Source organism: Muricoccus vinaceus, from assembly GCF_042433125.1.
Lineage (GTDB): Bacteria > Pseudomonadota > Alphaproteobacteria > Acetobacterales > Acetobacteraceae > Roseomonas > Roseomonas vinacea.
Genome location: NZ_JBHLVZ010000005.1, coordinates 284,951 through 298,225, shown reverse-complemented (window position 1 = coordinate 298,225; position 13,275 = coordinate 284,951). Strand labels below are relative to the sequence as shown.

Here is a 13,275-nt window from a genome sequence, read left to right as displayed (position 1 = left end):
CCGCATCCGCCCAGCCCTGCGTCAGGGAATGGGCAGGATTGCCCAGAGAAGCAGCAGCCAGAGGGGCAGGGTGAGCACGGCCAGCACGTGCTGGAGCGTGGTCATGGCCGCCATCAGCGGCGCGTCGCCCCCCATCATGCGCGCCATGACATAGGCGGTGGTGGCGGTGGGCTGGGCCATGAACACGGTCGCGATGGTGGCGGGCAGGGCCTCCAGGCCGAAGGCGCGGCAAAGGGCGAGGGTGAGGGCCGGCATGGCCAGCAGCTTCCAGGCGGCGGTGGCGCCCTGAAGGGGGAGCCGGTTCCGCATGGCCTCCGCGCCCAGCGCCGCGCCCACCGCCAGCAGGCCCAGCGAGACCGAGGCCTGGCCGAGGGTGCGCACCAGCGGCCCGATGCCGGCGGGCAGCCCGCCGGCCGCGGAAAGGACGAAGCCCAGGGCGCAGGCCAGGATCAGCGGGTTCAGCGCCACCTGCCGCAGCAGCGCCAGCGGCCGCGGCCGCCCCCCGCCGCCCATGGCGAAGACGGGGGTGATGATCAACTGCACGCAGGGCACGATCAGCCCCACCGTGACCGCCGCCAGGGCCGTGCCGGGCGCGCCGAACACCGCCCCCGTGATGGCGAAGCCCAGCAGGTTGTTGAAGCGGATGCCCCCCTGCAGCACGGAGGTCGCCGCCGCGTGTTCCTGGCCGAAGGCGCGGGCCATGAGCAGCGAGGCGATGGAGCCGATCCCGAGCGCCAGCCAGAGCGAGGCGGCCATGCCCCCGAGGGGCAGCGCCGCCATGCGCACGGAGGAGAGGGAGGAGACCAGAAGGCAGGGCAGGAGCACCCAGAAGACCAGCTTCTCGATTCCCGCCCACACCGCGTCCTCCCGCAGCAGGCGGCGCTTGAGGAAGGCGCCGAGCGCCATCAGCCCGAAGGCGGGCAGGAAGGCGTCGATCCAGGATTCCATGTGGCGGGCTAGCCGAGGTCCTCGGCGGGCGCGGCACGGGCGAGGCCGCCGAAGGCGTCCAGCAGGCGCCCGCGCCAGGCATGCACGGGGTCGTCCGGGGTGAGCAGGGGAAAGGCCGAGACGCAGCGGGCCCATTGCAGCGGGCCGAAGGCGATAAAGTCGGCCGCGCCGGCGGTGGGGCCCGACAGCCAGGGGCGCTCGCGCAGAACCATGCGGAGCGGGTGCAGGTCGCGTCGGAAGCCCTCCACCTCCCGCTCGCGGCTGGCGGTGACCTCGGGCAGGGCGCGGCCGAAGCGGGCCTCCCGCGTGCGGGTGAAGTATTCGGCGTCGGCGGGGGCGAGGTGGGCGGGAATGTCGGAAACCACCAGCCGGGCGATGCCCGTCATCATCACCGCGTCCGACCAGGTGTTGACGAAGCGCGAGAGCGCGCGCCCGCCCTCGCCGCCGAACAGGCTGGGGGCGCCGGGCCAGTGGTCCTCCAGGTATTCGAGGATGGTCCAGCTTTCCGCGATGGCACGGCCGGCATGGCGCAGCACGGGCACCTTGTCGGTGCCGGCATCGGCGATGGCGGCCTTGTCAGTGAAGCGCCAGGGCAGCGCCTCGTGCGCGACGCCCTTGTGGGCGAGCGCCATGCGGACGCGCCAGCAATAGGGCGAGAAGCGGCGGTCGGGATCGGCGCCGCAGAGGTCATGGAGGATCACGGACATGGCCCCTATGCTGCGCCGGGAAACAGGCGGGGGGAAGCGGATGGGTGCGGATGCGTTGCTGGCGCTCGACCAGGGAACGACCTCCACGCGCGCGATCCTGTTCGACGCGGCGCTGAACCCGGTGGCCACGCACCAGGTGGAGCTGCCGCAGCATTTCCCGAGCCCGGGGCGCGTGGAGCACGCGCCGGAGGAGCTTGTCGCGCATTCCGTGAAATGCCTGCGCGGCGCTCTGGCGCGGGGCGGGGCGGAGGCCGCGCGGGTGGCCGGAATCGGCATCACCAACCAGCGCGAAACCACGCTGGTGTGGGACCGCGGAACCGGGCGGGCCGTGCACCGCGCCATTGTCTGGCAGGACCGGCGCAGCGCCGGTATCTGCGCCCGCCTGCGCGCGGAGGGGCTGGAGGCGCTGCTGACGGAGCGCACGGGGCTGCTGGCCGATCCCTACTTCTCCGCCACCAAGCTGATGTGGCTGCTGGAGGAGGTGCCGGGGCTGCGCGCCCGTGCGGAGCGGGGCGAACTGGCCTTCGGCACGGTGGACAGCTTCCTGCTGTGGCACCTGACGGGCGGGCGGGTTCACGCGACGGACGCGACCAATGCCGCGCGCACCATGCTCTACGACATCCGGCGGGGCGAGTGGGACGAGGACATCCTGCGCGCGCTGGCGATCCCCCGCGCGCTGCTGCCGGAGGTGCGGGACTGCGCGGCGGAGTTCGGCGAAACCGATCCCGCGCTGCTGGGCGCCGCGATTCCGATCCGCGGCATGGCCGGGGACCAGCAGGCGGCGACGCTGGGGCAGGCCTGCTTCGCGCCGGGCATGGCGAAGTCCACCTACGGCACCGGCTGCTTCATGCTGCTGAACACGGGGGATGCGCCGGTGCGGTCCTCCCACCGGCTGCTGACCACGGTGGCCTGGCAGATGGGCGGGCGCAGGACCTATGCGCTGGAGGGCGCGATCTTCGTGGCGGGCGCGGCCGTGCAGTGGCTGCGGGACGGGCTGGGCATCATCCGCACGGCGGCGGAGGCGGGGGAGCTGGCAGCGCGGGCGGACCCGGATTCAGGGGTGGTGATGGTGCCGGCCTTCACCGGCCTGGGCGCGCCGCACTGGGATGCGGCCGCGCGCGGCGCGATCCTGGGGCTGACGCGCGGGGCGGGGGCGGCCGAGATCGCGCGGGCCGCGCTGGAAAGCGTGGCCTGGCAGACGCGCGACCTGCTGGACGCCATGCGCGCGGACTGGCCGGGAATGGGCACCACGGTGCTGCGCGTGGACGGCGGCATGACGGCCAGCGACTGGACGATGCGCTTCCTGGCGGACGCGCTGCAGTGCCCGGTGGACGTGCCGGCGGTGGCGGAAACCACGGCGCTGGGGGCGGCCTATCTGGCGGGGGTGCAGGCGGGGCTCTGCCCGCCGCCGTCGGACAACGCGACCCACTGGCGGCGGCGCGTGCGCTTCGAGCCGGACATGGCGCCGGAGGAAGCGGCGCGGCGTCACGCGGCGTGGAAGGTGGCGGTGGGGCGGGTGGCGGGGTGAGCGCCCGCCGCGCCGCCCGGACGGTCAGGCGCCGCGCGTGTTGACGTAGAGCGAGTAAAGCGAGCGCGCGCCGGTGATGAAGAGCCGGTTCCGCTTCAGCCCGCCGAAGCACAGGTTCGCCGCGCGCTCCGGCAGGTCGATGTGGCCGATGGGCGCGCCGGCGCTGTTGAACACGCGCACGCCGTCCTGCTCGGCATTGCCCATGCCCCAGCCGCACCAGAGGTTGCCGTCCTCGTCCAGGCGGAAGCCGTCGGGCGTGCCGCCGGGCTCGGCCACGATGAGGTCGCGGCGCTTGGAAAGGCGGGCGCCGTCGACGGAGAAGGACAGGATCTTCCGGGGGTTGGTGCGGCTCTCGACGACGTAGAGGATCGATTCGTCGGGGCTGAAGGCCAGGCCGTTCGGGCCCTCGATGCCGTCGGCCACGCGCTCCAGCGTGCCGCGGGCGGGATCGCATCGGTAGACGTCCTGGGGCAGCTCGGGCTCGGCGCGCTCGCCCTCGTTGTCGGAGAGGATGCCGAAGGCGGGGTCGGTGAACCAGACGGTGCCGTCGGACTTCACCACCACGTCGTTGGGGGAGTTGAGGCGCTTGCCCTCGAAGCGGTCCGCCAGCACGGTGATGCGGCCGTCATGCTCGGTGCGGGTGACGCGGCGGGTCAGGTGCTCGCAGGTGACGAGGCGGCCCTCGCGGTCGCGGGTGTTTCCGTTGCTGTTGTTGGAGGGCGCGCGGAAGGTGGTGGTGGCGCCGGTGGCCTCGTCCCAGCGGAGCATGCGGTTCTCGGGCACGTCGGACCAGACCAGGCAGCGGTGGTCGCCGAACCAGACCGGGCCCTCGCCCCAGCGCGTGCCGCCCGCCAGCTTCTGCACGGGGGCGTTCATCAGCCGGTAGCGCGCGAAGGCGGGGTCGAGGTCCCGGAGGCGCGGGTCGGGGTAGCGGGCGGAGGGGGCCCAGGGGGCCTCGTTGTCGAAGAAACGTTCCATGGCCCGAGGCTGCGCGGCGCCGCAACCTCCCGCAAGCCCCCCACGTTGCTCCGCCGTGCGATAACACAGGAGAAACAATCCATGCGCGGCATCCTGCTCTGGCTGATCGGCATCCCCATCCCGGTGATCCTGCTGCTCTGGCTGTTCGGCGTGCTGGGCTAGGCCCGTCGGGGCGCGGGGCCGCCCCGCGCCCTTGGCTCTCGCCTGCGGCGGGCTTCGCGGACAGGATGGGGCGCATGGAAGCGCCCATCCGAACCATTCCGCAGAGCCCGCGCGCGGAGGCGACCCGCGCCCGCATCCTGGACGCCGCGCGGGCGGAGTTCGCGACCCATGGCCTGGCCGGCGCCCGCGTGGACGAGATCGCCGCGCGGGCGGGCGCGAACAAGCGCATGATCTACGCCTATTTCGGCAACAAGGAAGATCTCTGGGTTGCCGTGCTGGAAGCCGCCTATGCGCACAAGCGCGAGGAGGAGCGGGCACTGCGGGTGGACGACCTTCCGCCTGCCGAGGCCATGGCGCGGCTGGTGCGCTTCAACCTGCGCTACACCGCCCGCCATCCCGAATTCGTGGCCCTGCTGAACCAGGAGAACCTGCACCGCGCCGCCTATCTGGCGCGGAGCGATCGGGTGCCCGCGCTGTATTTCCCCCTGCTGGACACGTTGCGCGACGTGCTGGGGCGCGGGGCCGCGGAAGGCGTGTTCCGCAAGGGCGTGGACCCCATGCAGGCCTATGTGACCATCGTGGCGCTGGGCCACTTCTATGTTTCGAACCTGCACACGCTTTCGGCCATCTTCGGCACCGGCCTGGGCGCGGAAGCGGCCATCGCGGCGCGGGAGGCGCATTCGGTGGAGGTGGTGCTGGGCTGGCTCCGGCCTTGACGCCGAGGCCCGAAAGGGCTTGGGTAACCGTACGGTTACTTACTGGGTTCCGGGAGGAAGCGCGAATGGCGCAGCGGCGTATCGGCCTGATCATGCATGGCGTGACCGGGCGCATGGGCATGAACCAGCACCTCATCCGCTCGATCGCCGCGATCCGGCGGGAGGGAGGCGTGCCGCTGGCCAACGGGGACCGGATCATGCCGGACCCCATCATCGTGGGCCGCAACCGCGAGAAGCTGGAGGCGCTGGCACGGGCGCACGGTATTGAGCGGGTGGGCACGGACCTGGACGCCGCCCTGGCCGATCCAGACGACACGATCTTCTTCGATGCCGCGACCACGCAGATGCGGGCGGAGCTGATCCGCAAGGCCATCGCGGCCGGCAAGCACATCTATTGCGAGAAGCCGACGGCGGAGAACCTGGAGGACGCGCTGGACCTGGTGCGGGTGGCCAAGGCCGCCGGCATCAAGCACGGCGTGGTGCAGGACAAGCTGTTCCTGCCGGGCATCCGCAAGATGAAGATGGTGATCGACAGCGGCTTCCTGGGCCGCATCCTCAGCGTGCGCGGGGAATTCGGCTACTGGGTGTTCGAGGGCGACCTGCAGCCCACGCAGCGGCCGAGCTGGAACTACAAGAAGAACGAGGGCGGCGGCATCATCCTGGATATGCTGTGCCACTGGCGCTACGTGCTGGACAACACCTTCGGTGCCACCCGGTCGGTTTCCTGCCTCGGCGCGACGCATATCCCCGTGCGCCACGACGAGAACAACAAGCCCTACGACGCCGACACCGACGACGCGGCCTATGCCACCTTCCAGCTGGAGGGCGGGATCGTCGCGCAGATCAACTCCTCCTGGACCACGCGCGTGCGGCGCGACGACCTCGTGACCTTCCACGTGGACGGCACGCACGGCTCGGCGGTCTGCGGGCTGACGGATTGCTGGACGCAGGCGCGGGTGAACACGCCCAAGCCCGTGTGGAACCCCGACGAGCCGCAGACCATCAACTTCTACGAGGGCTGGCAGAAGGTGCCGAGCACGCAGCCCTATCCCAACGGCTTCCGCGTGCAGTGGGAGGAGTTCCTCAAGCACGTGGCCGGCGAGCGCGCCGACTACCCCTGGGACCTGATGGCGGGCGCCAAGGGCGTGCAGCTCGCCGAGGCCGGGCTGCAATCCTGGGCGGAGCGGCGCTGGATCGACCTTCCGGCCCTGGAGGCGTGATATGCCGACCCTGAACCTGCCCACCGCCTCCGGCGCGCTGGAAGCCTATGCCACGGGGCGACCCGGGAACTTCGCGGTGGCCAGGCCGCCCTATCCGCGCGTGGCCTATGCGGCGGCGCATGTGGTGGCCGACCCCCTGGCCGAGCAGGACCCCTGGCTGGACGCGAAGATCGACTGGGACCGCACCATCGCCTTTCGCCGGCACCTCTGGTCGCTGGGGCTGGGGGTCGCGGAGGCGATGGACACGGCCCAGCGCGGCATGGGGCTGGACTGGGCGGGGGCGCAGGAGCTGATCCGGCGCTCCCTGGACGCGGCGAAGGACTTCCCGGAGGCGGTGATCGCGAGCGGCGCCGGGACGGACCACCTGGCCGCCGGCCCGGAGGTGACGGTGGACGACGTGATCCGCGCCTATGAGGAGCAGTGCGAGGCGGTGGAGGGGATGGGCGGGCGCATCATCCTCATGGCGTCCCGCGCGCTGGCGAAGGCGGCGCGGTCCCCGGATGATTACGTGCGGGTCTACGACCGCGTGCTGTCCGGCGTGCGGCAACCGGTGATCATCCACTGGCTGGGCGAGATGTTCGATCCGGCGCTGGAGGGCTACTGGGGCCACCACGACCACATGGCCGCGATGGAGGTGGCGCTGGAGGTCATCGCCTCCCACGCCGACAAGGTCGATGGCGTGAAGATCTCGCTGCTGGACGACCGGAAGGAGGTTTCCATGCGGAGGCGCCTGCCGAACGGCGTGCGCATGTACACGGGCGACGACTTCAACTACGCGGAGCTGATCGCGGGGGACGAGCAGGGCCATTCGGACGCGCTGCTCGGCATCTTCGATCCCATCGCGCCCGCGGTGGGCGGGGCGCTGGCGGCGCTGTCGCGGAACGACCTTTCCACCTTCCACGGGATCCTGGCGCCGACGGTGCCGCTGTCGCGCCACATCTTCCGGGCGCCCACCCGCTTCTACAAGACGGGCGTGGTGTTCATGGCCTGGCTGAACGGGCACCAGGACCATTTCGTGATGGTGGGCGGGCAGCAGTCCACGCGGTCCATCCAGCACTTCGCCGAGCTGTTCCGCCTGGCCGACAAGGCCGGGCTGCTGTCGGACCCCGAGCGGGCGGCGGCGCGGATGCGCACGCTTCTCGCGCTGCACGGGGTGGCGTGATGGGGGCTCCGGGTCCTCTCTCCCTCAACACCGTCACGGTGAGGGAGCGCTGGGGGCTCGCCGAGTGCATCGAGGGATGCGCGCGGCACGGCATTCCCGGCATCTCGCCCTGGCGCGACGTGCTGCAGGCGATGGGGGTGGAGCGTGCGGGGCGCGCCATACGGGATGCGGGGCTTTCGGTGTCCGGGCTGTGCCGCGGGGGCATGTTCCCGGCCGCCGATGCCGCGGGGCGCGCGGCCGCGATCGAGGACAACCGGCGCGCGATCGGGGAGGCGCAGGCGATCGGCGCGGCCTGCCTGGTGATGGTGTGCGGCGGGCTGCCGCCGGGTTCCAGGGATATCGAGGGCGCGCGGGCCATGGTGCGGGACGGGCTGCACGCGATCATGGAGGAGGCGCGCGCGGCGGGGGTGACGATCGCGCTGGAGCCGCTGCATCCCATGACCTGCGCGGATCGCAGCGTGCTCTCCACCCTTGGCCAGGCGCTGGACCTTTGCGACGGGCTCGGTGCGGGCAGCGGCGTGGCGCTCGACGTGTATCACGTGTGGTGGGACCCGGCGCTGCGGGAGCAGGTGGCGCGGGCGGGAGCGCGGATCGCGGCCTTCCATGTCTGCGACTGGCTGGTGCCGACCACCGACACGGTGTTCGACCGCGGGCTGCCGGGGGAGGGGGTGATCGACATCCGGGGCATCCGGGCCATGGTGGAGGCGGGCGGGTATCGCGGCCACACGGAGGTGGAGATCCTGTCGCGCCGCTGGTGGGCGGCCGATCCGGACGACGTGCTGAAAGAGATCAAGCGGCGCCACGCCACGGCCTGCTAGCCTGATCGGAACAAACCGGAGGACGCACAAGAATGAACAGCACCCGACGCAGCCTTCTCGGCGGCGGCCTCGCCCTGGCGGCGGCACCCGCCTGGGCGCAGGACTGGACGCCCACCCGGCCGATCCGCTTCGTGGTGCCCTTCGCCGCGGGCGGCGCGACCGACGTGGTGGCGCGCGTGCTGGCGGACCGCATGGGCGAGAGGCTGGGCCAGCCCGTGGTGGTGGAGAACCGCGCGGGATCGGGCGGCAACATCGGGGTGGAGAACGTGGTGCGGGCCCCCGCCGACGGCACGGTGATCCTGATGGGCACCACGGGCACGCTGACCATCAACCAGCACCTCTACGCCAACATGGGCTTCGACCCCGTGCGCGACCTGGACCCGGTTTCGATGGCCTTCGCGACCGACCACGTGCTGATCGTGAACCCACAGGTGCCCGCGCGCACGGCGCAGGAGTTCGTGGCCTGGCTGCGGGCCAATCCGGGCAAGGCGAGCTTCGGCTCGGCGGGATCGGGATCCTCGACCCACATGGTGGCCGAGCTGTTCCGCGCGGCGGCGAAGGTGGAGGTGACGCATGTGCCCTATCGCGGCAGCGCGCCGGCGCTGAACGATACCGTGGCCGGCAACGTGCAGTTCATGCTGGACCAGCTTCCCTCCGCCATCGGGCAGATCCAGGGCGGGCGGGTGCGCGCGCTGGCGACCACCGGGCCGAAGCGGACCTCGCAGCTGCCGGACGTGCCGACGGTGAAGGAGATCGGGCTGCCGGACGCGGAGGCGACCTCCTGGGGCGCGGTGATGGCGCCGCACGGCACGCCCGCGCCGGTCGTGGCGCGCATGAACGCGGTGCTGCGCGAGGCGCTGGCCGATCCCGCCATCCAGGCGCGCCTGGTGGCGGCGGGGGCGGAGGCGGTCTCCTCCACGCCCGCGGAGCTGTCGCGGAAGATGGAGGGGGAGGCGGCGACCTGGGGCCGGGTGGTGCGGGACGCGCGGATCACCGTGAACTGAGGCGCTAGCGCGCGTAGTCGCCGGCGGCGCGCCGCAGCGCGTCCGAGCGCCCGGCGCGCGTCACCTCCCAGAGCGCGTTGTCCACGGCCAGGCGCTGCCCGCCGTCACGCTGCACGGGGCGGATCACGGCGGTGCCGCTGCCGCGCGCATCCGCCCCGAACAGGGAGAGCGGCACGCGGACATAGATGCCCTTGTCGAAGGAGCCTTCCCCGAAGCGGGAGAAGGGGACGTTGGTGAGGGTGGCGAAGCCGCCCACCTCGATGCCGCTGTCGAAGCGGCGGCCCATCTCCAGCGTCGCGCCCCAATCCCCCGCGAGGTAGCGGCCGGCGCGGAGAATCCCATACAGGTTCCACACCGGCAGGTCGGCGTAGAGCGAGACATGGCCGGTGGCGACGCCGTAGCTGCGGAAGCCGAAGAGGCCGTCGGTGGCGCGCTGCTGCACGAGGTTGAGGTCGATGCCCAGCGCGAAGGGGCGCTCCGCCGGGCGCCAGAGCACCTCGGACGACACGCCGCCGAACATGGGTTCGAGCAGGCCGGCGGTGGCGCGGGCGAAGACGTCGGGCGCGATGTTCCAGACGCCCTCGGCGTAGAGGCCGGGAATCGAGGTCTTCCCTTCGCGCGCGTAGAGCGCGTAGTCGCTGCGCACGCGCGGCAGCAGGCTGTCGGAGGGGAGCCCGCGGTCGAGGTTGCCGAACAGGGCCTGCTGCACGGAGCCGGTGAGGCTGTAGGCGCCGAAATCCACGCGCCCCCCGGCGGCAACCGCGCCCTGGTGGCGCACCGTGCGCGAGGGATCGCCGAGCTGGAGGTTCAGCCGCGGCTCCACCGCCCAGTCGAAATGCGGGCCGGGCCCGGAGAAGGCGCCGGCCCATGGCCTGCCCTCGGCCGGGAGGAGGGTTGTGGCGGCCCAGGCTTCCTCGGGGCTGCCGAGGCCGCGGATGGGCTGCGCGGCCTCCACCGCGCGGCGGGGCACCAGGATGGCGCCGGTTTCCAGCCCGGCCTGCCACCAGGACAGGCGGATGGCCTCGGCCCCGGAAGGAAGGATGGCGTTGGTGGCGCGCAGGACGCGGGAGGCGATCTGGGGCAGGGTGCGGAAGCGGCCCTCGGCCACCGCGATGCGGACCTCCGCGCCGCGCTCCTCATAGGCGAGCGGGCGGAAGCCGGCCGCGCGCAGGGCGGCGAAGGCGGCGCCGGCGCGGCGCTGCTCGTCCGCGGAGGAGGTCGCTTCGGCCGCACGGGGCGGCATGGGGGGCAGGGGGCTCAGCGCGGAGGCGGCGGGCGGGCGGGCCGGATCCATGCGGAGGGAGACGCGCGCCAGCAGGTCCGTGCCGTTCACGAAGGACAGGGCGGCATCGACATGCTCGCCGGACCATTGCAGGCCGGCGCTGACGGGACTGCGGGCCAGGCCGCGCAAGGGGCCGCGGCGCACGGGATAGCCACCGCGCTCGTCGCGCAGCGCATCGCCCGACCATTCGAGCTTGGCGCGCAGGCCGTCCACCTCGCCCCAGGGGGTGTCGAAGCGGGGCAGGCTGTATTCGGCGCCGCCGAAGGGCGCCACGGCCTCGCCCCGGAAGAAGTCCAGGCGCAGCGTGCCGCCGCGGCCGATCTCGCGCGGGCGGACGCGGAAGCCGTCCGCGAACTCGGTCAGCGGGTTGGACAGGTCGCCCCGCGTGCCCAGGCGGCCGAAGCCGAGGCCCAAGGACAGGTCCAGCGGGCCCCAGCGGCGGGAGGCGACCAGGTATTCGCCGCCATAAATGCCGGTGCCGATCAGGTCCTGCAGGCCCACCGCCACCGCCGGGTTCCAGGGGCCTTCCTCCAGCAGGCGCAGCTTCACGTCAAAGGAGCGGTCGGTGGTGGCGCCGCGGCCGGTGGTGGCGTTCAGGCGCTCGGTGAGGCGGAAGGTGGTTTCCAGGAAGGGCAGGGCCTGGAAGTTCACGAAGAAGAAGCGGCGCTGCCGGCGGAGCGTGGCGCCGGCTTCGAGCGTGCCGTCCTCGCGGAAGCGGGCGTTGCGGGTTTCGAGGAGCCCGGCGCCGCCGAAGTCGCCGCCCGTGGCCGGCATCTCCTCAGCCCGCGCCGTCGCGGCCCCGGCCGGCAGCGCCAGGAGGAGGAGCAGGGCGAGCCGGACAGCACGCGGCATGACGGCGAAGTATCTCACGATTTTGTGAGTTATTGTTCACGCGCAACGGTAGGAGGCAAGGCGCAAGGCGCGGCGGGGCGCGAAAGGTGCGGTATGGACACCCGGGCAACACGCTTTCAGGATCGCGCGGCCGCGTTCCGGAAGGGAATTGCATGACATTCTCGCTTCTCGGCCGCTGCGGGCGGACCGGGCAGATCGGCGCGGCGGGCGCCACCTCGGATATCGGGGTCGGGGCGCGGATCCAGCACATCGCGGCCGGGGTGGGGGCGGTGCTGACGCAGCACCGGACGGACCCGCGCCTGGGACCGCGCGGAGTGGCCCTGCTGCGGAGCGGCTGCCTGGCCGCGGAGGCGGTGGCGTCGCTGGTGGCCTCCACCCCGCACGAGGCCTGGCGGCAGCTGGCGGCGCTGGATGCGGGCGGCGGCACCGCGCACCACCACGGCGCCCGGGTGAGGGCTTCGCGGGCGGCGGCGCATGGGCGGGATTGCGTGGCGATCGGCAACATCCTCGCCAACGAGGAAGTGCCCGCCGCCATGGTGCGGGTTTTCGAGGCCGATCCGTCGGCGCCGCTGGGGGACCGCCTGCTGGCCGCGCTGGCGGCGGGTGAGGCGGCAGGGGGCGAGCACGGGCCGGTGATCTCGGCGGTGCTGGAGGTGCACGGGGAGTTCGACTTCGCCCTGGCCGACCTGCGGGTGGACCGGGCGGCGGACCCGATCGCGGATCTGGCGGGGCTGTGGCGGGACTACGCGCCCAAGATCGACGAGTTCGTGCTGCGCGCGACCGATCCGGACCGGGCGCGGGGCGGGTCGGCCGGCTCCGTGCCGGCCGCAGGGGCCGCATCGTGAAGCGCCGGGACCTCGTGGCCGCGGCAGGCGCGGCCGGGGCCGGCTTTCCGGGGGACGCCATGGCACAGCTGCCGCGCACCGCCATGGGCGGGGCCATCACCGACGTGCCGGGCATCAAGGCCGGGCATTTCACGGAAACGCGGCGGCCGACGGGCTGCACCGTGATCCTGGCGGAGGAAGGCGCCACGGCCGGGGTGGACGTGCGCGGCGCCGCGCCGGGCACGCGGGAGACGGACCTGCTGAACCCGAACAACCTGGTGGAGAAGGTGCACGCCATCCTTCTCTCCGGCGGCTCGGCCTTCGGGCTGGAGGCGGCGACGGGGGTGGTGCGCTGGCTGGAGGAGCGCGGCATCGGCTATCCGGCCGGTCCGGCGCGGGTGCCGATCGTGCCGGCGGCCATCCTGTTCGACCTGACGGTGGGCGACCACCGCATCCGCCCGGATGCCGCCGCCGGCTATGCGGCCTGCGAGGCGGCGCGGGCGGAGCCACCGGCCGAGGGCAGCGTGGGCGCGGGCACCGGGGCCACGGTGGGCAAGCTGTTCGGCATGGCGCGCGCGATGAAAGGCGGGATCGGCACGGCCGCCGTGAAGGTGGGCGCGATCACCGTCGGGGCGATCGTAGCGGTGAACGCGGTGGGGGATGTGATTGATCCCGCCACGGGCCAGGTGGTGGCGGGCGCGCGGGACGCGGAGGGGCGGCGCCCGGTGGGGGCCACGGCGGCTATCCTGCGCGGTGAGCTGCCGGCCTCCATGCAGGAGGGAATGGCGACAACAATCGGGGTGGTGGCGACGGATGCGGCGCTGAGCAAGGCGCAGTGCCAGCGGCTGGCCGGGGCGGCGCATGACGGGCTGGCCCGCACGATCGACCCGATCCACACCATGGCGGACGGCGACACGGTGTTCGCGCTGGCGACGGGAAAAAGCGGGCTGCCCGGGAACATGATGGCGCTGGGAGCCATCGTGCCGCAGGTGATGGCGGCGGCCGTGCTGCGGGCCGTGCGGGCGGCGAAGGCGGTGGGGCCGAGCCCGCCGGCTGCCGGCGAACTCGGGTAGG

12 protein-coding genes are annotated in these 13,275 nt (G+C 73.0%); 8 read left to right on the top strand and 4 right to left on the bottom strand.

Annotated features, from left to right (window positions below; all coding sequences use genetic code 11):
• Nucleotides 1–21: 21 nt before the first annotated feature.
• On the bottom strand, nucleotides 22–948 hold the full coding sequence (locus tag ACFFIC_RS07860; RefSeq protein WP_377049618.1) for an AEC family transporter: 927 nt from the start codon (nucleotides 946–948) through the stop codon (nucleotides 22–24).
• Nucleotides 949–956: 8 nt separating this feature from the next.
• Nucleotides 957–1,655, bottom strand: coding sequence for a glutathione S-transferase family protein (locus ACFFIC_RS07855; RefSeq protein WP_377049617.1), 699 nt, complete (start codon nucleotides 1,653–1,655; stop codon nucleotides 957–959).
• On the opposite strand from ACFFIC_RS07855, the gene glpK reads away from it, so the two are divergent.
• Entirely contained in the window at nucleotides 1,654–3,183 is a 1,530-nt protein-coding gene (gene glpK / locus ACFFIC_RS07850; protein ID WP_377049616.1) for a glycerol kinase GlpK, read from the top strand. The genes ACFFIC_RS07855 and glpK overlap by 2 nt on opposite strands.
• A gap of 24 nt (nucleotides 3,184–3,207) precedes the next feature.
• Here glpK and ACFFIC_RS07845 read toward each other — a convergent pair whose 3' ends face one another.
• A complete protein-coding gene (locus ACFFIC_RS07845; RefSeq protein WP_377049615.1) occupies nucleotides 3,208–4,161 on the bottom strand; it encodes an SMP-30/gluconolactonase/LRE family protein in 954 nt (317 codons plus the stop codon).
• Nucleotides 4,162–4,397: 236 nt separating this feature from the next.
• Here ACFFIC_RS07845 and ACFFIC_RS07840 point away from each other — a divergent pair, with 236 nt between their 5' ends.
• The 5 genes from ACFFIC_RS07840 (at nucleotide 4,398) to ACFFIC_RS07820 (ending at nucleotide 9,243) form a co-directional block, all read left to right on the top strand.
• The gene (locus ACFFIC_RS07840; protein WP_377049614.1) at nucleotides 4,398–5,039 is read left to right on the top strand and encodes a TetR family transcriptional regulator; all 642 of its coding nucleotides are present in this window, start codon (nucleotides 4,398–4,400) and stop codon (nucleotides 5,037–5,039) included.
• 65 nt (nucleotides 5,040–5,104) lie between these two features.
• Nucleotides 5,105–6,259: a Gfo/Idh/MocA family protein gene (locus tag ACFFIC_RS07835; RefSeq protein WP_377049613.1), complete on the top strand. Its 1,155-nt coding sequence runs from the start codon at nucleotides 5,105–5,107 to the stop codon at nucleotides 6,257–6,259.
• Nucleotide 6,260: 1 nt separating this feature from the next.
• Nucleotides 6,261–7,421 (top strand): dihydrodipicolinate synthase family protein, encoded by a 1,161-nt coding sequence (locus ACFFIC_RS07830; protein WP_377049612.1) that lies wholly within the window; start codon nucleotides 6,261–6,263, stop codon nucleotides 7,419–7,421.
• Entirely contained in the window at nucleotides 7,421–8,239 is an 819-nt protein-coding gene (locus ACFFIC_RS07825) for a sugar phosphate isomerase/epimerase family protein (protein ID WP_377049611.1), read from the top strand. The genes ACFFIC_RS07830 and ACFFIC_RS07825 overlap by 1 nt, the downstream gene beginning before the upstream one ends.
• A 32-nt stretch (nucleotides 8,240–8,271) precedes the next feature.
• A complete protein-coding gene (locus ACFFIC_RS07820) occupies nucleotides 8,272–9,243 on the top strand; it encodes a Bug family tripartite tricarboxylate transporter substrate binding protein (protein ID WP_377049610.1) in 972 nt (323 codons plus the stop codon).
• Nucleotides 9,244–9,247: 4 nt separating this feature from the next.
• Here ACFFIC_RS07820 and ACFFIC_RS07815 read toward each other — a convergent pair whose 3' ends face one another.
• A complete protein-coding gene (locus tag ACFFIC_RS07815) occupies nucleotides 9,248–11,377 on the bottom strand; it encodes a YjbH domain-containing protein (RefSeq protein WP_377049609.1) in 2,130 nt (709 codons plus the stop codon).
• A gap of 152 nt (nucleotides 11,378–11,529) precedes the next feature.
• Here ACFFIC_RS07815 and ACFFIC_RS07810 point away from each other — a divergent pair, with 152 nt between their 5' ends.
• Together ACFFIC_RS07810 and ACFFIC_RS07805 are read left to right on the top strand one after the other, a co-directional pair.
• Entirely contained in the window at nucleotides 11,530–12,222 is a 693-nt protein-coding gene (locus tag ACFFIC_RS07810) for a DUF1028 domain-containing protein (protein ID WP_377049608.1), read from the top strand.
• Nucleotides 12,219–13,274: a P1 family peptidase gene (locus tag ACFFIC_RS07805; protein ID WP_377049607.1), complete on the top strand. Its 1,056-nt coding sequence runs from the start codon at nucleotides 12,219–12,221 to the stop codon at nucleotides 13,272–13,274. Before ACFFIC_RS07810 ends, ACFFIC_RS07805 begins: the two co-directional genes overlap by 4 nt.
• Nucleotide 13,275 lies beyond the last annotated feature (1 nt).

What these genes read in the sequence shown, in the direction of transcription:
- ACFFIC_RS07860 (WP_377049618.1), bottom strand. Translation starts at nt 948, where the DNA reads ATGGAATCCTGGATCGACGCCTTCCTGCCCGCCTTCGGGCTGATGGCG.
- glpK (WP_377049616.1), top strand. Translation starts at nt 1,654, where the DNA reads ATGGCCCCTATGCTGCGCCGGGAAACAGGCGGGGGGAAGCGGATGGGT.
- ACFFIC_RS07855 (WP_377049617.1), bottom strand. Translation starts at nt 1,655, where the DNA reads ATGTCCGTGATCCTCCATGACCTCTGCGGCGCCGATCCCGACCGCCGC.
- ACFFIC_RS07845 (WP_377049615.1), bottom strand. Translation starts at nt 4,161, where the DNA reads ATGGAACGTTTCTTCGACAACGAGGCCCCCTGGGCCCCCTCCGCCCGC.
- ACFFIC_RS07840 (WP_377049614.1), top strand. Translation starts at nt 4,398, where the DNA reads ATGGAAGCGCCCATCCGAACCATTCCGCAGAGCCCGCGCGCGGAGGCG.
- ACFFIC_RS07835 (WP_377049613.1), top strand. Translation starts at nt 5,105, where the DNA reads ATGGCGCAGCGGCGTATCGGCCTGATCATGCATGGCGTGACCGGGCGC.
- ACFFIC_RS07830 (WP_377049612.1), top strand. Translation starts at nt 6,261, where the DNA reads ATGCCGACCCTGAACCTGCCCACCGCCTCCGGCGCGCTGGAAGCCTAT.
- ACFFIC_RS07825 (WP_377049611.1), top strand. Translation starts at nt 7,421, where the DNA reads ATGGGGGCTCCGGGTCCTCTCTCCCTCAACACCGTCACGGTGAGGGAG.
- ACFFIC_RS07820 (WP_377049610.1), top strand. Translation starts at nt 8,272, where the DNA reads ATGAACAGCACCCGACGCAGCCTTCTCGGCGGCGGCCTCGCCCTGGCG.
- ACFFIC_RS07815 (WP_377049609.1), bottom strand. Translation starts at nt 11,377, where the DNA reads ATGCCGCGTGCTGTCCGGCTCGCCCTGCTCCTCCTCCTGGCGCTGCCG.
- ACFFIC_RS07810 (WP_377049608.1), top strand. Translation starts at nt 11,530, where the DNA reads ATGACATTCTCGCTTCTCGGCCGCTGCGGGCGGACCGGGCAGATCGGC.